We start from the raw sequence: 21,270 nt of genomic DNA, 5'->3' as shown, positions 1-21,270 counted from the left end.
GCACACTCATCGTTCTATTCCTTACATTGTAAGTGTAACTGGGGCAATACTTGAAATTCTCGATTTCAACTCATTTTAAACTTGGAGCCATTTGTCGAATCATAAAAGAAAGGGGTAGTTCGTCCAATGAGCTGAAAGCAGAGTGAAGTGATGGCGGTAGACGTTGTGGGGGATCAAGTGAACTATCTTGCTGCTGCCACAAATATTTTTGAATCTGAAACATTTTCTTGACAGTTCGACAAATGTAGTGTAAGGTCGGCACATGTCGAAGATGAGGAGACCCTGATGGGCAAAAAAGCGAAATCGAAAGAACCGTCCACAACAATGACCGATGTTGAATGGGTCATCATGAATGTGATCTGGGAGCACGAACCCTGTGCTGCCGGGACGGTCCAGGAAGCGTTGGCAGAATCCTATGCCTGGGCTTACAGCACGGTAAAGACCACGATGGATCGGATGGTGACCAAGGGGCTGTTGACCCGAAAATCAATCCGTAACCTGAATTTATTCAGCGCGGCCATCAGTCCCGACAATGCGAAACGGGGTGAGTTGAAGCGTTTGCTCAAACGTGCCTTTGATGGTGCTTTGACTCCCATGCTGCAATTCATCGTCGATGAAGAAGAACTCTCTGACGAAGAGATTCAACAACTTCGTAAGCTGATCAATCAAGCCGATCGGAAGTCTGATTAAGCAATACATTTTCACTTTGGGAGTCAGAGACATGGCTGAACCATGGAATGAGATCATCACACTGCTCAATCAATACGGCCAGAGTTTCTGGAGCTTCAGCAGCGCGATGTTTACGCAGGTCTGTATCCTGGTGATCGTTCTCATGCTGGTCGATTTGTGCCTTCGCCACAAAGTGCACGCCGTCACCCGGTACTGGCTCTGGACTCTGGTGCTGCTCAAGCTCGTTCTGCCGGTCACACTTTACTCACCCGCCAGCGCCGCGTACTGGTTAACAGACTATCTGCCTGCAAATTCGCCAGTGGCATCAGCTCCCACTGTGGTGAAGGTCGAGTCGACTGATTCTTTAATCCCGCAGGCCACACAATCAAATCCCATTGCTCTAGACTTCCCCCCCGTTCCGGTCGCGGTTCCTGATTTGACTCCAGACTCCACTGAAATACCCTCGACTGCTTCCAGCGTCATGCCAGTTACACCTCTTCCTGTCGCAGAAACCCGCGAAGCAACGTCCGTTTCGTATCACCGGCTCAATCCCACGGCGATACTGTTGTTAGCCTGGTTATCGGTCGTGGCAGTCTTGTGTGCTTTCGTCGTCCGTCGCACGCGCCAGGTTCGGTATCTTGTCAAACGAGCAGAACAGGCACCGCCTGAACTGATCAATCTGCTGAATGATTGCTGTCGTCTCTCTGATCTCAAACAACATGTTGTACAACTGAAAGTCTCTGATCAGGTCGGCAGTCCGGCAATTTGTGGACTCTGGAAACCGACGATCATCCTGCCTCGTCACCTGCTGGATCAACTTAGCCATGATCAGTTTCGGCAGGTCTTCGTTCACGAACTCGCCCACTGGAAACGCTACGATTTGCAGTTGAACTGTTTGCAGACCCTCCTGCTGATACTCTATTTTTACAATCCACTGGTGTGGTTGGCGCATAGCATGCTGAGACGCTTACGCGAACAGGCCGTTGATGAAGCCGTTCTGGTAACACTCAAAGTGCAGTCACATCAGTATTCGTCGACGTTACTGGACATCGCGGCCCTGACCTCGTTTCCGGACAAACTCAGCTTACAGTTAATTGGAATTCTTGAGCCGCGCAAACCCCTGGCACAGCGTGTGCGGCGGATTATTTCGCGGCCTGTACCCCGGTCTGCCAAGCTGGGACTTGCCGGCTTCACCACTATCCTGCTTGCCGGTATCCTGCTGCTGCCAATGTCCCGAATGGATCGTTCTCAAGCGGCAGTCGAGCCGGAAGTGAAACAGGATAAAACAACGCCGACGAAGACGGAGCAGGCACCGAAACTGAATCAGACTGCGGCAACAACGACAAATCAGGAACCGACTCAGAAATCAGAATCCTCAGCGCAACCGAAAAGTGCCGAAAAAGAAACGCCTGCTCCACAAGGCATTCTCAGTGGACGCATTGTTGATCAAACCGGCTCACCTGTCACTGATGCTGAGGTCACGCTCCTCCACCAGAATGGCGGACGCCTGGTTCACGCAACAACAGATCAGGAAGGACGCTATCTGTTTTCGAAGATCCATAAGCCGGGAGAACATCGGATCATGATCAAATCCCAACGTTGGGTAGGGATTGAACGAAGTTCAGACTGCCCGCGCGTCATTCTCTCATCCAATTCACATACGGTAGAGAATATTACACTCGAACGTGCCTGCCAGTTGCGTATCGAAACCGTGGATGAGCAGGGTAAACCTGTGCCCAATGTAACCGTGTATGCCAAATCGTTGACAGACACAAGTGGTTTCAGTCCGGAAACCGTCTCCACCGATCGCACAGGCCAGGTGACACTCGGCTTGAAACCGTCTGAGTTCGAATACCAGATTGCGACCTCCTCGTCGAAGTATGGCTTTGCGAAACTGGTGATCAAAATGGACGATCCTGAAAAAATCGTCAAACGGAAACTGGTACAGCGAAAGGGAATCGAAGTAAAAGGTAAAGTCCTCTGCTCGGACGGCAAACCTCCGGCCGGGTGGAAGATCATTGCGCTGCCCGACTGGTGGACCTTCGGCAGATCTCCCTCTGGTTATGAGATCAGCAAGGATGGTACCTTTACTCTGCCTCACATCGTGGGTGATGTCTACAACGTCACGGTGTCTGTACCTGCGGGGGGGAGCACATTTACGAGAAAGCCGGTGCTCAACTCAACCACTCTGTTGAAGCAGGAGCAGCCTCTCTCCTTAAAGCTCCATTATCCTTCACCCGCCTCGCTGGTCTCAATTTCCGGCAAGATCAACTTTACTGGCGACCCTCAGCAATATCGTGGTTTCTGGATCTTCGCAAATTCAGATGATCCGCAGCGGAGTGGCAGCGTCTATATCAGGCCAGGGAAGACAGAATTTCGGATCGATCCCATTCAGCGTGGTAAATATAAACTCGATATCCAGTCCCCCAATTTCGAGTTGCAAGGGGCGCACGATGTCTCCGCTCCGTCTGAAAATATCACTCTCAATGTGGTGGTGAAAGGAAAACCAAAACTGCAAGGCACGGTCGTCCGCGGCGATAGCTCTCTGCCAGTCAAAAAATACCAGGTTCGTGCGATCAAGATCAGGACATTACGTGGTCCTAATTTTGTACAGAGCTCCCGCTGGGAGGACGTCAATAATTTAAACGGGAAATTCGCAGTGGAAGTGAATGGACCTGGAATTTACAGGATTGAAGTCGCTGCGAACGGTTTTGCACAAACCCTGAGCGAACCGATCAATACCGATGAAAACCAGGGGAAACCGATCCAGGTCAAACTGACAGCGGGGGTTTCTCTTTCTGGAACTGTTGTGAATGCACAAGGTCAGCCGATCAACGGAGCCACCGTGATTCCCCTCTCCAAATCCAGAGGCGTCATGCCACCGGCATTAGGGGCATTTACAACAGAGGAAGGATCTGCAAAAACCGTTGCTGGAAAATTCACCCTGACACACCTTGACGCCGGTATGGAATCCCTGAAAGTCACTCATCCTGATTATGTTTTTACAATTGTTAAAGAGATTGACCTCACAGCCACTCCGGCGCTTGATATTAAGGTGATACTCAAACGGGGTGGTACAGTGCAGGGCACGGTTACTGATGCTGCAGGCCAGCCGGAACCGAACGTAACCTTATTCTTTCAAGACAGTTTTGGCTACAGCGGCAGTGCCACCAGTGATGCGGGACGTTTAGCCACCGTGATCACCGATGAAAAAGGTCAGTACTCAGTCGCGCATCTGCCCGAACAACTCTGTTACGTGCTACGAGCCGACGAAGGGAATTCGAATGGCGTCGTGCGTCAGGCCATTCTGCCTGAAAATGGTAAGACCAGCATACTCAATCTAGGTGGTCGTCCCGAATTGACAGGACGGTTGAAAGTCAACGGCGTCCCCTTCTCGAACACACGTCTGCTGCTGGCCGGCGAGAACCCGAATTTTGGCATCTTTCGTGCGTTTACCATCACCGGCGGCGATGGAGCATTTCAATTCTATGGAGCAGGTCCCGCCGAACGAACTCTGTATTACGCGGTCCCGGGAATGCATGATAAATGGGTTCGCGTCGACTCATTCCAGTTGCTTGCAAAAGATCAGGATCTCGGCACCATCGAACAGAAAATCGGCACGCTCACGGTGAAATGTACGCCAGAGGCGAACGAAAACCTGCGCCTGACGCTTCAGACCTATAATCCCGTCTGGACATTCGGCCTGGATACGGGCATCCTCGCGCCTCGCCAGAATAATAATGATCCCTATGTCTTTAATCTGGTCCCGCCGGGCGAATACGAATTAGTCGCCCAACGTCCCGGTTATCCTGCGGTGCGAAAAAAAATCAGCATCACGCCCGAAGCATTGAACACCACTGTCACTCTGCCATTACCAGTCGGGTTATCAACGTTGCAGGGTAAGCTGGACGAATCGCTCTGTGGTCCGGGGGGCTGTACTTCGCTCAAATTATGGAGTGAGGACAAACAGCTGCTGACACACATCTACCCTGATCAAAAGGGGAACTTTACAGCTGCCAATATTCCTGCAGGCAACTATTTTTTAACCAGACAGGATATTAGAAATCCCACCGAGTCGTTTCCGGTCTCTCTCACAGCGCAGGAAACGAAATCCTTGAACCTGACTCCCAACGACATCAAAAATCCGTCCAGGAATATGGGATTACGATTGATCAACGTCTTCACCCAGAATGGAGTCCCGCTGCCAGGCTGTGATCTTCAACTGCAAAACGGCGCGGGAACTCTCTCGCTGCACAGTCAACAGAATGAAAGGTATTCGTTCGCAGGAACTCCGGGGATGTATGAACTCACCGCATCGTATCCGGGATTTCAAACGCAGCGTCAGAAGGTCGAATTGCTTAGCTCCGGACCGGACGGACGCTATCCCGATGAGGTAACCCTCACGCTGCGTCTCAAACCGGTTGACGAATGAAACAGTAGCACTCCAGCCGACTTCAACCGAAAGTCGATCCGGTAAAGTCACCTGTCGACCCTCTGCAAAGAGCCATCAGATATTTCATCTCACTGGAGCACCAGCGCACAGACTGCTTCTGTATCGATCGATACTGGCGAATTTCAGACGTTTCCCTTGCGTCGCGTGCTAAACTTGGTGATCATTTTAATAGAGAGCGAGATTCATTCCGCTTTCATTTCTCTTGCAAACAACTCCAGAATGACTCCAGACGAATTGAAACCATGATGAAATCCAGACGTGTCTCACTGCTCGCTGTGACCTGCTTTGTTCTGTTTTCTCTTACCGCGCAGATTCAGGCGGAAGTAAGACTGCCTCACATTTTCGGCGATCACATGGTTCTGCAGCGCGGGGTGCCCATTCCCGTCTGGGGCTGGGCCGATCCGGGCAATGAAGTTTCCATCAAACTGGGCACTTCCATTACATCCACAGTCGCCAACAACAAAGGCGAGTGGATGGTGAAAATGCCGCCTCAGCAGATCGGCGATCCCGTGACGCTCATGGTTAGAGAAAAAAACACGGTCACGTTTTCCGATGTGTTGATCGGCGAAGTCTGGCTCTGCTCGGGTCAGTCGAACATGGAATGGCCGGTTTCCCGCAGTAATAATTTCGAAGAAGAGAAAGCCGCTGCCAACTACCCCAATATCCGTCACATCAAAATTCCCCGGATTCCCAAAGGTTTTCCTCAGAATGATGTCGATGCTACCTGGACCGTCTGTTCGCCTGAAACGGTCGGCGGCTATACCGCAGCCGGATACTTCTTCGGTCGCAAATTACATAAAGAACTCAATGTTCCGATCGGGCTGATCAATTCTTCCTGGGGAGGCACTCGCATTGAACCCTGGACACCCCCCGTTGGATTTGCGCAGGTTCCTGCGCTAGCCGACATCGATAAACAGGTGCAGCTCACCAATCCCGCAACCGCCGCCTATCAGGCCACTCTGGGCACTTATCTGAAAGGCCTGGAAACCTGGACGACGGAAGCAAAAACCGCATTAAAAGCAGAAACTCCGCTCGCGCCGCCTCCTGCGTATCCTGCCGCCATTCAGCCACTTACCAGTCACACTTCGCCCACCACACTTTATAACGGCATGATTCATCCTCTCGTTCCCTTCGCCATTCGAGGTGCCATCTGGTATCAGGGCGAATCCAATCACGGCGAAGGCATGCTGTACTATGAAAAGATGAAAGCCCTCATCGGCGGCTGGCGCGAAGTCTGGAACCAGGGAGAATTTCCTTTCCTTTACGTTCAGATCGCTCCCTTTCAGTACGGCAGTGAATCTCCCAGTATTCTGCCGGTCTTCTGGGAAGCGCAGAACAAGGCGCTGGAGATTCCCCATACCGGGCAGGTGGTCATTCACGATATCGGCGATTTAAAAGATATCCATCCTACTAACAAGCAGGACGTCGGCGCTCGTCTGGCACTGATCGCGCTGGCAAACACGTACGGACAGAAAGGCCTCGTGCATTCCGGCCCGGTCTTCAAATCACTCAAGAAAGAAGGCGCCAAGCTGCGTGTCACCTTCGATCACGTCGGCAGCGGACTGGTATCGCGCGACGGCAAACCGCTCAACTGGTTTGAAATCATCGGCGAAGAAACCGACTTCGTACCCGCAGAGGCTGTCATTGAAGGGGACTCGGTGATTCTCTCTTCCCCCAAAGTCAAGCAGGCCGCCGCCATGCGGTTCGGCTGGAATAAACTGGCAGAACCCAACCTGTCCAACAAAGAAGGTCTGCCGGCGACTCCCTTCCGGGCAGGCGAAGTGCCCCAGCGCGACTGGTTGTCGCTCAAAGTCGAAGAATCCAAAGAGTACACGCTGGTCTACGATCTTGATTTGAAAAACCTGGGCAGAAAAATCAATTACACTTTCAATTCGAGTCGGGATTTTACCACGCCCTATGGCCGCATCGCCTACTTCCTGGAGCTGCAGAAGATCGGTGAAGAAACGCAATACGTGTATGTCTCCATGGACGCCTTCACCACTGATATCACTAAAATCGCTGTGCCCACGTTTGAGAGCAAAGCCAGCTTTCAAACCAAAGTGAATAATCTCAATGTGGTTTCCAATGTGCCCGGTATCGTGACGGGTAAAGGTCTGCCCGGCGGCAACATTGAATTCTGGCCGAGCAACTATGGCCCATTGAATGCAAAGAACATCCCCAACGCCAGTGCCACCCTCTGGGATTTCGGCGATGAACCATCCGAGCCTTCAGACGGTTACGGCTGCATGCAGATCCACAACTATGAGGCAAAGCAGACGATCTTCGCGATCAACCAGTGGAAAGGCGGCCCTTCTGCAGACATCGGCATCGGCAACAGCACCGGCCGCACCCGCGACTGGACCTTCATGTCCAACGCCTCACAATACGAAGTCAAACGGTTACGTGTGCTGGTGCAGACTCAGTAGAGAGGCTGCCTCTGCATTGTTATGGAATAAAGTTCTGATCCCGCTCGGCGTACTCAGTGGGGGAGATGACTGATCAATGCGATACCTCTTGATATTCTCCGGTCTGTTAGCTGTTGTACCCTTCGTGATCGGATTCGTGGTCTCACTTTTTATTCCAGACGTGACCTGGATCGAACGGCTGGGGATGGCTGCGTTACCTGCCGGCTGCACATTTTTTGCTGCGATTCTGCTCTTCAGCCGGGATTCCGCCAGGAACTCTGCCACGATGCGTGACGTGCGTGACGACTTACTTGACTGTCCGGACACAACAGACGAGCAGTTTCTGTCAGCCAGACCATGCGAAGATACCTCGCTATTACTCGAGCTAAGAGAAGCGATCGCAAAATTCTTTGATGTCCCAGTCTGTAAGGTGGCACGGGACGTAGATTTGATCAGTGATCTGTGCGTCGATCAGTTAGAGCCGACTTTCCAGTTCGCTGTTGTCAGACCGTCAATAACTTCCCGGCAGAAGGAACCGCAATCCTTCGGGTTTTCGACGACGAATCTTCATTCCATTGATGAACTGGTACAAGCCATTCACGAAGTACTTGATCGCGGTGATGAGATGATTCAGTCCTAGTAATTGCTTCTCAATTCGAATGAGACTTTGTAAAAGGCAATCAAGTTATGCAGGCCAAATGAAGTGGACAGGAACCGCGGCTAACGCCGTGCGGCTGATCTTGTTGATTCACAAATCGGCGTTCAATCTTCTGTCACACAGTCGACTGCAAGGAGTTCACCATTAGCCGAAGGGCGTTAGCCCCGGTTTTTGCAAATCTCTATAAAGCTTGTGAAGATGCTCTTCCTTCCAATGACACATTTCCATGATTGCCAGGGAATCGCGCAGAAAAGCAGGTCTGTAGAATCGTCATAAGAACTGCTAAGAAAATTTTACCCGTGTATCACTCTCCGATGTCTTCATTCCACATCTTGGGGTTGGCGGCGATGAATTCTTCCATCAGTTGAATGCACCGCGGGTCCTGCAGGACTTCGATTTCGATGCCGCTCGATTTCAGCAGGCGTTCGTCACCCAGGAAGGTCTGGTTCTCGCCGATGACGACGCGGGGGATCTGGTACAGGCGAATCGCACCGCTGCACATCGGGCAGGGGGAGAGCGTCGTGTAAATCACACTGTTGCGATACACGCGGGCCGGTTGCCGGCCTGCATCTTCCAATGCCGACATCTCGCCGTGCAGAATCGCACTCCCTTTCTGCTGTCGCTGATTGTGTCCGCGGCCGATGATCGTGCCTTCGTAAACCAGTACCGAGCCAATCGGCACGCCCCCTTCATCGCGTCCTTTCTCGGCTTCTTCAATCGCTGCCTGCATGAATTCATCCATCGTGTGCGCTCCTTTTGACTAAGCCAGCAAGCCTGTTGTCACTGTTCCCTATTGAGTATTGTCTGCAGATACGCCGGGTAATTCGCTTTCTCTGAACCTTTCGTCAGGCTGTCTCCAAAACAGACGACCGTCGTCATATCAAATTCACCCGCCTGCAGCTTCTTGGCGACCAGCTTGGCCAGCAGTTCGTATCCCGCGGGAATCAGATGCACGCCATCCTTCACGCCACTGTTTGCCGGGTTGCGGAGCATGCTCGTTTTCTGATCGTCGGCAATCTTGTGTTGGATCAGATATTCGTGGAAATCGAGCAGATTCACGTTCTTCTGTTGAGCCACCTCCAGAAGTACGCTTCGTACTTCCCGCATCCGCTCAATCGGTGGTTGATCGTCATACTTCTTACGGTCATGTCGATTGAACAGCAATTCGGGAACGCACGTGGGAGGTGTCACCAGCAGCACTTTCGCGCCGGCTGCTTCGATCTGGTCGATCAGCGATTCCACATTCTTCCGGTAGCTTTTAATGTCGATGAACCCGCCCAAGTTGAGCCGATCATTTGTGCCCACCATCAGCACCACTGTCGTCGGCTTCCTCGCCAGCACATCACGGTCCAGCCGCTTCAGGAGTTGAGAACTCCGGTTCCCACCCACGCCCGCATTAATCACAGTCGCGGCAGTCGCTTCCATTGGAACCAGACAGAGACAGGAAAACAGAAAACAGTACTGGAGCATGGTTGCTTTCAGGTTATGAAAATGGCAGATGTTCATTGAGTTTACTTTCTTAATCCGCTGTATCCTTGTTTCAGAACTGTTATGATAGATCAGTTCCGTTTGTGTTCAAGTCTGATCTCTGAGTTCCAGTCAGGAGTGAGAAAAGAACTGATGATGTTCCGCATACCATCGCTGTTTTCACAGGCTGTGATCCTGCTGTGCTTCCTGTCTTCCATCACACAACCCACACATGCTGCAGACGAAAAACCCTGGAATGTGGTCTTCTTCCTCGTTGATGATCTGGGCTGGACCGATCTGGGCTGCTATGGCAGTGACTTCTACCAGAGTCCAAACATCGATCAGCTTGCTACTGAAGGCATGATGTTCACGCAGAATTATTCCGCCTGCAATGCCTGTTCGCCAACCCGCGGTGCACTCCTGACCGGCATGTATCCCGCACGCACACATCTGACCGACTGGATTCCCGGCTGGGCCAAATCCTACACCGATTTTCCTTTGAAGCCGCCCCAATGGAAACAGCATCTGGATCAGAAATACACGACGCTGCCTGAAGCCCTGCGCACAGCCGGCTATCAAACGTTTCATGTCGGCAAATGGCATCTGGGCGGGTCGAGCAATCTTCCACAGGATCACGGTTTCGATGTCAACATCAGTGGAACCAATCGTGGGCTGCCCCGCAGCTATCACTTCCCCTATGGCGGTGATGCGATGAAATGGGACAGCAGTCTGACGGAAGCACGGCGGCAGGATCGCTATCTCACTGATCGCATGGCCGACGAAGCGGTCGCACTCATCCGTCAACAGCAGGACAAACCCTTCTTTCTGTATTGCTCTTTCTATTCCGTGCACTCCCCCATTCAGGGCCGCCCCGATCTGGTCAAAAAGTTTAAAGGGGTGCCCGCCGGCAAACGGCACAAAAATCCCGAGTACGCGGCCATGATTCAAAGCGTCGATGAAGCCGTCGGCCGCGTGCGGGCCCAACTGAAAGAGAGTGGCATCGCCGACCGCACGCTGATTGTTTTCACTTCCGACAATGGCGGAGTCCGTCGCAAGACCAGTAATAACGATCCCCTCCGGGGCGAGAAGGGGCAGCATTGGGAAGGGGGGACCCGCGTGCCTGCCATCGTACTCTGGCCTGGCGTCACTCCCGCAGGATCTGTCTGCGCGGAGCCGATCATCACGATGGACTTTTATCCGACGATTTTGAACATCACCGGCGTTGCCGGCAACGCGGATCACAATCAGAGCGTCGATGGTCTCGACCTGGTCCCTCTGCTGAGAGATCCCGATGCTTCACTCAACCGCGAAGCCCTTTACTGGCATTACCCGCATTACAACGTGTTCATCGGCGTGCCTTACTCCGCTATTCGCGTCGGCGAGTATAAGCTGATCCATTATTATGAAGATGGCCACTATGAACTCTACAACCTGGCTGACGACCTGAGTGAGACCAGCGATGTTTCAAAGACGTACCCGGAACTCACCGCCCGACTTGAACGGCGGCTGCAGGAGCATCTCAAACAGGTCGGTGCGCAAATGCCGGTCCCTAATCCTCAGAAATAAACTGGTATTAATTCCTCTCAACCGGCGTTGCGTCGATCCAGGTGTTTTTTCAACAGTTTGGAGTTGCGGCGGTTCGACTTGAAGAACGCGTCAAACACATCTCCCACGATGGGGACCGCGCCGATCAAAAAGTCCAGCCCCACATTACCCGCCATCCGGGTCAACACCCATCTGGAGGCGCCCAGCTGTTTTGCCTGATAGATCAGGTAGCCCGATAACGCGGTTGAAATCACATCTCCCAGACCGGGCACGATACCAATCAAGGTGTCCCAGCCAATCCGCATATTGGTGCCCGGTACTTTCAGGGCATCATCCAGAAAATGCGTCAGGCGTTCAAAACGGGCAAAGCGATCAGCACGCTCGGCGCGATAGACGCTATCACTGGTTGGCAGGATAACTGGTTTTACAGGACTTTTTACAGCGGACGAATGGCTGCGCTTTATATACTGAATCATGATACATGCCTTTCATTACAGGTTATCATCGAGGGGATACGGTTCGCTGAATTCAACTCTTGTGAAGCAGCACTTCACTTTCTGTACGGTGGTAGTTTTTTTCTTCGGTGACCAGAATGGCACCCGGAGCCGGTTTGAGACCGCTGCCGAATTCGATGGCCCAGTTTTGCGTGAATTCTGCTCCCAGTAAGATGATCAGGGACGAGTAATAAACCCAGATCAGAATACCAATCATGGATGTCGCGGCACTTCCCCAACTGGACCCTGCTTCTGAAAACTGCAGATACCAGCCGATACCGGTTTTTCCAATCACAAACAGAAACGCTGTCACGCCTGCTCCGATGAAGACATCGTTCCAATTAATTTGTGCATCAGGCAGGACTTTAAACGTGGCGGCAAATAATATGGTCGCCAGTCCTAAAGTCAAGATGCTGTTAATAACCATCATGCCTGCCAGCATGCCACCGGTGAGCGCGCCGTCCTGAGTCCAGCGGGTAAACTCATCCATAAAGGTTGTCAGTACCAGGGAAACCAGAAGCAGCAGTCCGATAACGACCAGCATCCCCAGAGAGATCAATCTTTTTTTGATAAAGGACCTCAGTCCGCTCTGGCTGGGATCTGGTTCGACATTCCAGGCCTTGTTTAAAGCACCCTGCAACTGGGCCAGGACACCGCTGGCAGAAAACACGAGAATCCCTATCCCCAGAATACGCGACCACCAGGGGTGCTCCGGTTTAGGGCCAGGTTGCGCTCTTTCGGCGACACTCGTCAAATTAAACGTGGATGACGACGAACTGCTGTCCGACTGAGAAACAGTTTGTTCGATGGGTAAACCCAACTGGGAATTAATGACCGTCGTCACTCTCTCGGCTGACCAGAACTGGGTCGCCACCGCGAAGACAATTGCCAGTAAGGGGGGCAATGAAAAGATCATGTAATACGCAATTGCTGCGCCGCTGCCCATGCATTCGTCAGACATGAATTCGGAGCCGGTCTGTTTCAACACATTTCGCAGGCGACTGATTTTCATGGTGCTTCGATCCTCAAAATACGATGCAACGGGTACGGTCTGTTTAAAAGCAATTCACATGCCAGTGATCTTTTCAAGGCGATTGGAAGTGGAAATAGACCTGAACACCGACGTCTCAGCCCGCGAACTGGTCTCTAAACTGCCAGTTGAGTAAATCTCCCCGAATCTCCCCGAATCTGCCCGTACCACTGCGAACCGACGCATCTCTGAACAAACCGGATGCCGTAACCTTTTATTCCATTAGTATGGTGAACTACACTGACCAGCCGGACTTAAGCATTGTATGAGCGCTCATTCTGAACCGACTTCATCCAGGGAATCTGTTATGACCACGACTTCACCCCAGTTGTTTACACCTGTCACAATTGGTGATTTCACACTGCCCAACCGGATCGCCATGGCTCCCTTGACGCGGTCTCGCGCTGGAACAGAGCGAGTTCCCAATGCTTTGATGGCAGAATACTATCAACAGCGCTCCGCTGCCGGCCTGATTATTACGGAAGCAACCACGATCTCCCCGCAGGCGAATGGCTGGAATGAAAGCCCCGGCATCTACACGGACGAAATGGAAGCTGCCTGGAAACAGATTCCCGCTGCCGTCCATGAGCAGGGGGGAAAAATCTTTCTGCAGCTCTGGCACTGTGGTCGGGCCTCGCATCCCAGTTTTCATAACGGGGAAAAGCACGTTGCGCCCTCAGCCATTGCCATCGACGCGGAATATATTCATACGCCTAAAGGGAAAGAACCGCACGAAGTGCCCCGCGCACTGGAAACCAATGAGCTGCCGGCTGTTGTCGCCGACTACAAACAGGCGGCCGAACGTGCAAAACGGGCCGGCTTTGATGGCATCGAAGTCCACTCAGCGAACGGCTATCTGCTGGACACGTTTCTGCAGTCAAAAACCAATCATCGCGATGATGCATATGGTGGCAGCGTGGAGAACCGGTATCGTCTGCTGGGCGAAGTGGTCTCTGCGGTGACCGAGGTCTGGCCAGCCAATCGTGTCGGCGTGCGGCTTTCCCCCAATGGAAATTTCAACGACATGGGCTCCCCCGACTATCGCGAGCAGTTTACGTATGTTGCCTCTCAACTGGATCAGTTCGGCCTGGCTTATCTGCACGTTATGGATGGCCTGGGTTTTGGTTTTCACGAACTGGGTGAGCCGATGACGCTTGCCGAGTTTCGTAAGGTCTTTCACCACCCTTTGATCGGCAACTGTGGTTACACACAGGAATCCGCCGAAGCAGCTATCGGCGCTGGTGATGCCGACATGATCGCCTTCGGCCGTCCCTTTATCAGCAACCCGGATCTGGTCCACCGTTTCGCGGAAGGCCTGGAACTCGCGCCTGAAGCCGAAATGCAGGACTGGTACAGCCCCAACGGTGCCAAAGGTTATACCGATTTCCCCGTCGCAGAAGAGGCATGAAGGGCTTCACGCTTCAATATTATTGAACCGCTCAATCTGCCACGATGTCATAGATTGAGCAGGGGGGCATGATATTGGATTCGCAGTCCTCTAAAATTGTCTTACGCAGATCGGTTTGCCTGGTTTTGATGACCGCTTCAATCTGACCCATATCACTAAAGGCAATACAGAGCCGGGAAACGTCGTAGTTCTCGAACAGCGACTCGATGAGCAACAGGATCAGCTCAAGACGTTCCCGGCTGCGAAGTGGCAAGTCAATGTCTGCTTCCGGCGCAAAGTCCAGACCGTCAATCAGGTAAGTCGCGTTTTTGCTGCGGGGATAGTCTGAAATCAGAAATACCAGGGCAGACTCACTTGGCAGATGGCTGTCAGGAAAATTATATAGTTCGCTCGGATCCATTAGAGAGACACCCAGCCCGGAACTGTTTTCCAGCCGGGACACCAGTTCCTGTTGGGATATATCAGGCTGCTGTGCGAATTCAGCAAATCCAGGAATCGTATTGGACATCGCGAAACGCCTTAGTGAGGGTGAGTTTAATGAACGAAACTTCTATGGATCAACTTTATGAATTATACCTGGATACCGCAGCGAAATGTAACTCACAGATTACTTCGTTGGGTAATGGTGAGCTGGAATATAATCTCTTCGAAGAGTTTGACATCGGAGTGTCATCGTACTTTCATGAAGACAGTTTGCAAAAATTATTATCTGCTGGAAAGATCAACCGTGAGGCAGTTTGCCTGAGTGAAGAGATTCGCAAAACATGGTTTGAATTGAACTCTGAGACATGGACGACAGACCAGATCAGAACCGTTCAAGACTGGAAACTATTCTTTGCTGCAGGTGATGAATTAAATTCACTGCTGCAGACATAGAACTGAGTTGTTTATCAACAAACTGAAAACTCACTCACGCCATAATTTCCGGCACGAGTCGGGCTTCGGGCACAACCGTGTGCGGGCGGTTGAGTGTGTCGTAGATCAGATGCTGGTGGTCGATGCCCAGCAGGCGATACATGGTGGCGACGATGTCGCCGGGGGAGACGGGGCTGTGCGTGGGAACCGCGCCCGAGCGGTCGCTGGCACCCAGGACGAAGCCAGGCTTGATCCCGCCGCCGGCCAGCATGATCGAATAACACGAATTCCAGTGGTCGCGACCGGCGTTGTTGTTGATCTTGGGGGTGCGACCGAAATCGCCCAGTACGGCGACCAGCGTGCGTTCCAGCCTGCCACTTTCAGCGAGGTCGGCGATCAGACTGCTGCAGGCGGCGTCGAATTGCGGCAGCAGTGTGGTTTTCAGTTTGTTGAAGTTCTGGCCGTGTGTGTCCCAGGTGGCGTTTGCATCCGGTGCCCAGGACATGGTGACAACGCGCGTGTTGGCTTCAATCAGCCGCCGCGCTAAAAGCACGCTCTGTCCGTAGATGTTGCGACCGTAGCGGTCGCGGACACTGTCGGGTTCTTCGCTTAACTTAAATGCCTGCTGGGCATTGTTGGACGTCAACAGGTCAAACGCCTGTCTCTGAAAATCATTCATCGAGGCCAGTATCTGATTGGAGTCGAGGTTCAGCCCCTGGTCGAGGGAAGAGAGCAGGCTACGTCGGTTGTTCATACGATCCATGGCTAAACCAGCCGGTAGCGCCAGATTGCGCACATTAAAATTCGGTTGATTCGGATCGTCGAGTACCCAGAACGGATCGTAAGTCGCCCCCATGAAGCCGGCTAGAAAACCAGGCTGCAGTGGGCCGGCGGCACCTTCCTTGGTTTTGTAGGGAAGGGAAATATAAGGCAGCGAACCGTTGGGCGTGGGTCGCAGTTTGGCGAGCACGGCTCCCGGGCAGGGATGATCATCGGGTTTCGCGCCACCCCCCTGTTCGCCGCGATCGTGACCGGTGAGCGCCGCATAGACGGCAGCCGCATGGGAATTATTGACGCTGTGATTCATCGAACGAATCAAAGTCGTGTGATGCATCTGCTGAGCGAGCAGAGGCAGATGCTCGCTGACCTGAACCCCTTCCAGCGAACTGGCGATGGGGTTGAACTCGCCGCGAATTTCTATCGGCCCGGAGGGTTTCATGTCCCACATATCGAGATGACTGGGGCCGCCGTTCAGAAACAGGATGATGCAGGCATCTGCTTTCGCCGTGGGGCCAGTCACCGGGCCTGCGGCGCGCGCCGCTTGTGATGCCAACAGCTGAGGCAGCGTGAGACCGGCGGTACCCAGTGCGCCCACGCGAAGCAATTCACGACGTGATAGACGACGTTCTGGCAATCTGCCTGGCATTGGCGTTCTCCGGTTCTTTAGAGAGTTAACTGGTCGATCACTCTGTTCTTATGAGACGCGGGCAATTGATACTTAGACAGTACATCATTTTAACAGCGCACACGACATTTCGTCCATTGATATATATAAATTCATTGATTTATCTGGTTTCAAGCCAGCAGATTTCACTGGCAATTCTACCACTATTAAATTTGAGCAGGTAGTAAGATAAGACGAGAGTGTTTGACTTGAGAAAACCAGTGTATGTGTGCATTTTTACCGTGTGTTCTGGTTATAAGGTTTAACATCAGGCGATGAACCTTCACAGGCTGGAAATATCACTGATGTGTTCAATTTTCTCACAAGCGTCTTCCCCAAACAGAGCCTATGTTTGAAATAGACTGATGCGCTGGTGACAGCAAGGTCACACAATCTATCAGGGGAGAACGTTTCTGTGATCGGAGCCGAGGCTGATCCCACTGCTTAAGAGGTGAGGAAGATGAATATTGACAGTTTTCCGGAATTAAATGACTATGTCGGCATACAGGTTTGTCGCGGTGCACATTTAGTGAACAATCTTCTGCTATCAGTGTAACCCGTATTTGTTTAAGGGCGACTCGCAGATGTCTACCATACGGGACCTTGATCTGACGGGGCTGAAAGGCTCGCTGGACATCGAACAGCGCGCAACACGCCTTAAACAATGTTGTTCTGGTCATGAGTTGACTGTGATCGCCGATGATCCTGTCTTTCACCCGGATGTCAAAACATGTTGCATGAAGACCGGCTTTGAATTACTACGTCTGGATTATTCCAGTGAGAAATCAGGAGCTGTGATCCTGGAGTCGAATATCGCAAGGGGGGAAACAAATTCAAACGCCATCTGATCCAATTGAATTTATGCGACAATGTATTGGTAAGCTCGACGCTTCGGTTGCTTCTGAGTTGAATACGGCATTCGATGCAGTGTGTGACAGTATTTCTCTTCAGCAACCGGAATTAAGTCAGCGTGCGCAGCCCCATTTGAATGCGTTTGGTGAAATTCTGGATCGCTCTCTGAACGAAATCTATGTTGTTGATGTAGAGTCCTTCCGCTTCGTGCATGTGAATCATGGAGCACTGGAAAATATCGGCTATACATTGGAAGAGCTCAAGGAGATGAGCCCGCTTGAAATTAAACCAGAACATACACTTGCCTCCATTGAAATCCTGCTGGCGCCGCTGTTGAATGGTGACATCGATCATATCGAGTTTGAAACTGTTCATCGCCGCAAAGACGGCTCCTTATATCCGGTTGAATTACATCTTCAACTTTCACAGCTCGATGAGCGTTCCGTATTTGTCGCCATTGTTCTTGACATCTCAGAACGTAAACGAGAAGCAACTCTGACACTCAGTCGAAACCAGGTTTACAAGCAGTTGGCCTCATCCGTTCCTCTGGAGAAAGTGCTGGAAACGATCGTACTTGGCGTAGAGTCATACAGTCCTGAAATGATCTGTTCTATTCTTCTACTCGATGAGTCAGGTCAGTATCTGCAGCCCGGGGTTGCCCCCAGTCTTCCGAAATATTACACCGAGGCCACAAGTCCATTCAAAATAGGTCCTGCAAAGGGTTCCTGTGGAGCAGCTGCATTTCATAATCGTCCCGTGTTTATCGAGAATGTGCTGGAACATCGAAATTGGGAGCCGATAAGAGAGTTGGTAAAACGCACGGGATTGAAAGCTTGCTGGTCAGTTCCGATTCGTTCTCGCAGAGGGAAGGTGCTCGGGACACTTGCCATGTATTACCAGACTCACAAATTACCAGAAAAGGATGAGCGTGAGCTGATTGAGACCACAGCTTATCTTGCAGGAATTGTCATCGAACGGTTTCAGGCAATCTCGCAGTTACAACACGCGAAAGATGCAGCCGAAGCGGCCAATCGTTCCAAGTCTGAGTTTCTTGCCAACATGAGCCATGAAATTCGCACACCAATGACGGCCATACTGGGGTTTACAGACATCCTGATCAATGACCTGAACCAGACTGAGGAGATCGAAGTCGTACAGACCATCCATCAGAATGGGGAATTTCTACTGGAACTCATCAACGATATTTTAGATTTATCGAAGATTGAAGTCGGTAAATTAGACGTGGAATGGCTCGACTGTTCTCCTCATGAAATTGTGAACGATGTGACTTCCCTGCTGCACGTGCGAGCTCTGGCAAAGAGCATTCCGCTGGAAATCAAATTTGAAGGAGCGATTCCTGAATTGATTCACTCCGACCCGGCGCGGCTGCGCCAGATCCTGATCAATCTGATCGGAAATGCAATCAAATTTACGGAGCAGGGATCAGTTCAACTGGTGATTCAACTGTTAAACGCTGAGCAAAGTGATCAGCAAAAACTTCGCTTCGATGTAATCGACACAGGCATTGGCATCGCGGCAGAGCACATCGAGCGTCTCTTTTTACCGTTCACACAGGCTGATAGCTCAACGACGCGACAGTATGGGGGAACCGGTCTGGGCCTTGCTATCTGCAAACGCCTGGTGGAACTGCTCGGCGGTACAATCCAGGTCTCCAGTACACTGGGAAAGGGGAGTACTTTTTCTATCGTTATTCCGGTGGGGGAAGTAGATCATTCACGACTGATTGAAGGCGATGGCAATCTGATCTCTAACAAGCTGGATGACTCCCAGGGTGATGTTCAGGGAACCTCACTCGAAAACTGTCGCCTGCTGCTTGTCGAAGATGGACCAGATAACCAGCGTCTGATCAGCTTTATGTTGAAGGGCGCCGGAGCGGAAATTACACTGGCCGAAAATGGACAAGTCGCGATAGACCTGGTGGCGAAAGCAGAGAGGGAGCAGGCTCCCTTTGATGTGATTTTGATGGACATGCAAATGCCGGTACTGGACGGGTATGCTGCTACAACACGATTGCGAAATGAGGGATACGCTCGTCCCATCATCGCGCTAACCGCACATGCGATGGCAACAGATCGAGAGAAATGCCTCGAGAGCGGCTGTGATGATTATACCATCAAGCCCATTGATCGTAAAAAACTGATTCGGTTGGTTGCTCAATACGCTTTTCAGGACGGACTTCTCAGAGACAACACTGACCCGGGAACGTAAGCGCAAAGGGCTTGTCTCACGAATTCGGAGTCGTCCTTTTTAAGATAATGCAATCGCCAGGTTCTATCTTGAAAAGACGCCTGTCGCTGCAAGTGGTTTAAAGGCGATTCGCTTCGTTTCTCTCTGCTTGAACGCATCACAGTTTAGCATCGGGTCTTTCATGCGGTGCTGCTCGGTTCCAATACCGCTGGAGACGTTCTCAACAGCGTAGACCTGACAGTCAAACGCAATCTGCGTGTGACGACTCTGTGAGAGTTTGATTAATCTTGAGATGGTTCAACGAATCATTTTCTTTTTTCTGTAAAAAATATGGTAACATAACTCCGGTTTTTTCGCTCTGTCATGCAGGAGCGAGTTCAGCAGGGCTACTCGTTTTCTGCCAATCCAAACGGCTGTCATTCCCAGAATCATCAAGAAAGGAATTTACAATGTGTAACAACTGTAATCTGAATATCGATGCGGAGCGAACCGACGAATTCGGACAGAAACTGCTGCAGATCGTCAATCACAGTGCGCTCTCATTCATGCTCTCCATTGGTCACCGGGCCCGGCTGTTTGACATCATGAGTGAGATGGAGCACGCCACCAGCGAGGCCATCGCAGAGCAGTCCGGCTTAAATGAACGCTATGTTCGCGAGTGGCTGGGGGCAATGGTCACCGGTGGAATTATGGAATACGACCCGGTGTTGAAGACCTTTTTTCTTCCCGCCGAGCATGCCGCATTGCTGACCCGTGCCGCTGGTTCAAATAATTTTGCCACCACGATGCAGTGGTTTTCCGTGCTCGGCTCCGTGGAGGATCAAATTGTCGATTGTTTCAGTGAAGGGGGCGGAGTGCCTTACACCGAGTTCTCCCGCTTCCACGAAGTCATGGCCGAAGAGAGTTATAATTCGGTCGTGTGTGGCCTGTTCGAACATATTCTGCCACTGGTCCCGGGGCTCGAAGACAGGCTGAAAGCAGGCATTGATGTGCTGGATATCGGTTGTGGCAGTGGTCTGGCGTTGATTGAAATGGCCGCTACTTTCCCTCAAAGTCGCTTTACTGGTTTCGATATCTCCGAAGAATCGATCGGACGGGCCCAGGAGTCAGCCACGAAGCGGGGTGTCTCCAATGTGACTTTCCGGGTGCAGGATGTTTCCCAGATGAACCTGACCGACACCTTTGATCTGATTACCGCCTTCGATGTGATTCACGATCAGGCCAAACCGGATCAGGTTCTCCGCGAAGTGAATGCGGCTTTGAAACCGGGGGGCACCTTCCTGATGCAGGACATTGCCGCCTCCAGCAATGTGGAGCAGAATATCTCAAATCCACTGGGGCCGATGTTCTATACCATCTCGACGATGCATTGTATGACCGTCTCTCTGGCCCAGGGCGGGGCGGGGCTGGGGACTTGCTGGGGCAAAGAACTGGCGTGCTCAATGCTGGAAGAGGCGGGCTTCAATAATATTGATGTTCAGGAGCTGCCTCACGATATTATGAATTATTTTTACACAATGACGAAAATGAGTTGAACGGGTTGCTGTGAATCGTGTCTCTACAGGGAGTGGGAACCCATCGGTTTCTACTCCCTGTTTTCATTGTACTTAGGGCAAATGATTACGTTGACCTTAATCTGAAATCAGCCGGGGAATTAAAACAGGATATCCGGGTTTAATTTAAGTTGGATGACAGGAAAGGCTGCCTATAATTTGATAGGAGTGCTGGTCTGCTTGCATCTCATGAGAGAAAATCTGAAGAATCAGCAAAGAATGTGATGTT

16 protein-coding genes are annotated in these 21,270 nt (G+C 51.6%); 10 read left to right on the top strand and 6 right to left on the bottom strand.

From position 1 onward, the window contains the following. The first annotated feature begins 285 nt into the window (after positions 1 to 285). The 4 genes from ACN0YH_RS14320 (at position 286) to ACN0YH_RS14305 (ending at position 8,167) form a co-directional block, all read left to right on the top strand. Positions 286 to 690, top strand: a complete 405-nt coding sequence (locus ACN0YH_RS14320) for a BlaI/MecI/CopY family transcriptional regulator (RefSeq protein WP_417380253.1) — start codon at positions 286 to 288, stop codon at positions 688 to 690. 31 nt (positions 691 to 721) lie between these two features. Then, positions 722 to 5,101, top strand: a complete 4,380-nt coding sequence (locus ACN0YH_RS14315; protein WP_417380252.1) for a carboxypeptidase regulatory-like domain-containing protein — start codon at positions 722 to 724, stop codon at positions 5,099 to 5,101. A 263-nt stretch (positions 5,102 to 5,364) separates the two neighbouring features. Beyond that, complete coding sequence (locus ACN0YH_RS14310; protein WP_417380251.1) at positions 5,365 to 7,548, top strand: sialate O-acetylesterase; 2,184 nt, start codon at positions 5,365 to 5,367, stop codon at positions 7,546 to 7,548. A gap of 76 nt (positions 7,549 to 7,624) precedes the next feature. Next, the gene (locus ACN0YH_RS14305; RefSeq protein ID WP_417380250.1) at positions 7,625 to 8,167 is read left to right on the top strand and encodes a hypothetical protein; all 543 of its coding nucleotides are present in this window, start codon (positions 7,625 to 7,627) and stop codon (positions 8,165 to 8,167) included. A gap of 322 nt (positions 8,168 to 8,489) precedes the next feature. On the opposite strand, the gene ACN0YH_RS14300 is transcribed toward ACN0YH_RS14305, so the two are convergent. Together ACN0YH_RS14300 and ACN0YH_RS14295 are read right to left on the bottom strand one after the other, a co-directional pair. Then, complete coding sequence (locus ACN0YH_RS14300; RefSeq protein WP_417380249.1) at positions 8,490 to 8,927, bottom strand: nucleoside deaminase; 438 nt, start codon at positions 8,925 to 8,927, stop codon at positions 8,490 to 8,492. Positions 8,928 to 8,965: 38 nt separating this feature from the next. Then, positions 8,966 to 9,691, bottom strand: a complete 726-nt coding sequence (locus tag ACN0YH_RS14295) for an SGNH/GDSL hydrolase family protein (protein ID WP_417380248.1) — start codon at positions 9,689 to 9,691, stop codon at positions 8,966 to 8,968. Positions 9,692 to 9,805: 114 nt separating this feature from the next. Between ACN0YH_RS14295 and ACN0YH_RS14290 the strand changes: the two genes are divergently transcribed. After that, positions 9,806 to 11,218: a sulfatase gene (locus ACN0YH_RS14290; protein WP_417380247.1), complete on the top strand. Its 1,413-nt coding sequence runs from the start codon at positions 9,806 to 9,808 to the stop codon at positions 11,216 to 11,218. Positions 11,219 to 11,235: 17 nt separating this feature from the next. Here the strand turns inward: ACN0YH_RS14290 and ACN0YH_RS14285 are convergent, their stop codons facing one another. After that, positions 11,236 to 11,673: a DUF4112 domain-containing protein gene (locus tag ACN0YH_RS14285; protein WP_417380246.1), complete on the bottom strand. Its 438-nt coding sequence runs from the start codon at positions 11,671 to 11,673 to the stop codon at positions 11,236 to 11,238. 52 nt (positions 11,674 to 11,725) lie between these two features. Further along, positions 11,726 to 12,703 carry a YihY/virulence factor BrkB family protein gene (locus tag ACN0YH_RS14280; RefSeq protein ID WP_417380245.1) on the bottom strand — a complete coding sequence of 326 codons (978 nt, stop codon included), beginning with the start codon at positions 12,701 to 12,703 and terminating at the stop codon, positions 11,726 to 11,728. A gap of 325 nt (positions 12,704 to 13,028) precedes the next feature. Between ACN0YH_RS14280 and ACN0YH_RS14275 the strand changes: the two genes are divergently transcribed. Then, positions 13,029 to 14,129: an alkene reductase gene (locus tag ACN0YH_RS14275; RefSeq protein ID WP_417380244.1), complete on the top strand. Its 1,101-nt coding sequence runs from the start codon at positions 13,029 to 13,031 to the stop codon at positions 14,127 to 14,129. A 31-nt stretch (positions 14,130 to 14,160) separates the two neighbouring features. Here ACN0YH_RS14275 and ACN0YH_RS14270 read toward each other — a convergent pair whose 3' ends face one another. Further along, positions 14,161 to 14,637 carry a hypothetical protein gene (locus ACN0YH_RS14270; RefSeq protein ID WP_417380243.1) on the bottom strand — a complete coding sequence of 159 codons (477 nt, stop codon included), beginning with the start codon at positions 14,635 to 14,637 and terminating at the stop codon, positions 14,161 to 14,163. A 29-nt stretch (positions 14,638 to 14,666) separates the two neighbouring features. On the opposite strand from ACN0YH_RS14270, the gene ACN0YH_RS14265 reads away from it, so the two are divergent. Then, on the top strand, positions 14,667 to 15,005 hold the full coding sequence (locus tag ACN0YH_RS14265; RefSeq protein ID WP_417380242.1) for a hypothetical protein: 339 nt from the start codon (positions 14,667 to 14,669) through the stop codon (positions 15,003 to 15,005). A 34-nt stretch (positions 15,006 to 15,039) separates the two neighbouring features. Here ACN0YH_RS14265 and ACN0YH_RS14260 read toward each other — a convergent pair whose 3' ends face one another. Continuing rightward, complete coding sequence (locus ACN0YH_RS14260) at positions 15,040 to 16,410, bottom strand: DUF1501 domain-containing protein (RefSeq protein WP_417380241.1); 1,371 nt, start codon at positions 16,408 to 16,410, stop codon at positions 15,040 to 15,042. 602 nt (positions 16,411 to 17,012) lie between these two features. Between ACN0YH_RS14260 and ACN0YH_RS14255 the strand changes: the two genes are divergently transcribed. The 3 genes from ACN0YH_RS14255 to ACN0YH_RS14245 all read left to right on the top strand — a co-directional run bounded on the left by ACN0YH_RS14255 (position 17,013) and on the right by ACN0YH_RS14245 (position 21,023). Next, positions 17,013 to 17,276, top strand: coding sequence for a hypothetical protein (locus ACN0YH_RS14255; protein WP_417380240.1), 264 nt, complete (start codon positions 17,013 to 17,015; stop codon positions 17,274 to 17,276). 13 nt (positions 17,277 to 17,289) lie between these two features. Next, entirely contained in the window at positions 17,290 to 19,509 is a 2,220-nt protein-coding gene (locus tag ACN0YH_RS14250) for an ATP-binding protein (protein WP_417380239.1), read from the top strand. 428 nt (positions 19,510 to 19,937) lie between these two features. Beyond that, positions 19,938 to 21,023: a class I SAM-dependent methyltransferase gene (locus tag ACN0YH_RS14245; RefSeq protein ID WP_417380238.1), complete on the top strand. Its 1,086-nt coding sequence runs from the start codon at positions 19,938 to 19,940 to the stop codon at positions 21,021 to 21,023. The last annotated feature ends 247 nt before the right edge of the window (positions 21,024 to 21,270 follow it).

Source organism: Gimesia sp., from assembly GCF_048262075.1.
GTDB lineage: Bacteria > Planctomycetota > Planctomycetia > Planctomycetales > Planctomycetaceae > Gimesia.
Note: the sequence above shows the minus strand (reverse complement) of the source record. Positions and strands in the feature narration are given on the sequence as shown.

What these genes read in the sequence shown, in the direction of transcription:
- ACN0YH_RS14320 (WP_417380253.1), top strand. Translation starts at nt 286, where the DNA reads ATGGGCAAAAAAGCGAAATCGAAAGAACCGTCCACAACAATGACCGAT.
- ACN0YH_RS14315 (WP_417380252.1), top strand. Translation starts at nt 722, where the DNA reads ATGGCTGAACCATGGAATGAGATCATCACACTGCTCAATCAATACGGC.
- ACN0YH_RS14310 (WP_417380251.1), top strand. Translation starts at nt 5,365, where the DNA reads ATGATGAAATCCAGACGTGTCTCACTGCTCGCTGTGACCTGCTTTGTT.
- ACN0YH_RS14305 (WP_417380250.1), top strand. Translation starts at nt 7,625, where the DNA reads ATGCGATACCTCTTGATATTCTCCGGTCTGTTAGCTGTTGTACCCTTC.
- ACN0YH_RS14300 (WP_417380249.1), bottom strand. Translation starts at nt 8,927, where the DNA reads ATGGATGAATTCATGCAGGCAGCGATTGAAGAAGCCGAGAAAGGACGC.
- ACN0YH_RS14295 (WP_417380248.1), bottom strand. Translation starts at nt 9,691, where the DNA reads ATGAACATCTGCCATTTTCATAACCTGAAAGCAACCATGCTCCAGTAC.
- ACN0YH_RS14290 (WP_417380247.1), top strand. Translation starts at nt 9,806, where the DNA reads ATGATGTTCCGCATACCATCGCTGTTTTCACAGGCTGTGATCCTGCTG.
- ACN0YH_RS14285 (WP_417380246.1), bottom strand. Translation starts at nt 11,673, where the DNA reads ATGATTCAGTATATAAAGCGCAGCCATTCGTCCGCTGTAAAAAGTCCT.
- ACN0YH_RS14280 (WP_417380245.1), bottom strand. Translation starts at nt 12,703, where the DNA reads ATGAAAATCAGTCGCCTGCGAAATGTGTTGAAACAGACCGGCTCCGAA.
- ACN0YH_RS14275 (WP_417380244.1), top strand. Translation starts at nt 13,029, where the DNA reads ATGACCACGACTTCACCCCAGTTGTTTACACCTGTCACAATTGGTGAT.
- ACN0YH_RS14270 (WP_417380243.1), bottom strand. Translation starts at nt 14,637, where the DNA reads ATGTCCAATACGATTCCTGGATTTGCTGAATTCGCACAGCAGCCTGAT.
- ACN0YH_RS14265 (WP_417380242.1), top strand. Translation starts at nt 14,667, where the DNA reads ATGAACGAAACTTCTATGGATCAACTTTATGAATTATACCTGGATACC.
- ACN0YH_RS14260 (WP_417380241.1), bottom strand. Translation starts at nt 16,410, where the DNA reads ATGCCAGGCAGATTGCCAGAACGTCGTCTATCACGTCGTGAATTGCTT.
- ACN0YH_RS14255 (WP_417380240.1), top strand. Translation starts at nt 17,013, where the DNA reads ATGTCTACCATACGGGACCTTGATCTGACGGGGCTGAAAGGCTCGCTG.
- ACN0YH_RS14250 (WP_417380239.1), top strand. Translation starts at nt 17,290, where the DNA reads ATGCGACAATGTATTGGTAAGCTCGACGCTTCGGTTGCTTCTGAGTTG.
- ACN0YH_RS14245 (WP_417380238.1), top strand. Translation starts at nt 19,938, where the DNA reads ATGTGTAACAACTGTAATCTGAATATCGATGCGGAGCGAACCGACGAA.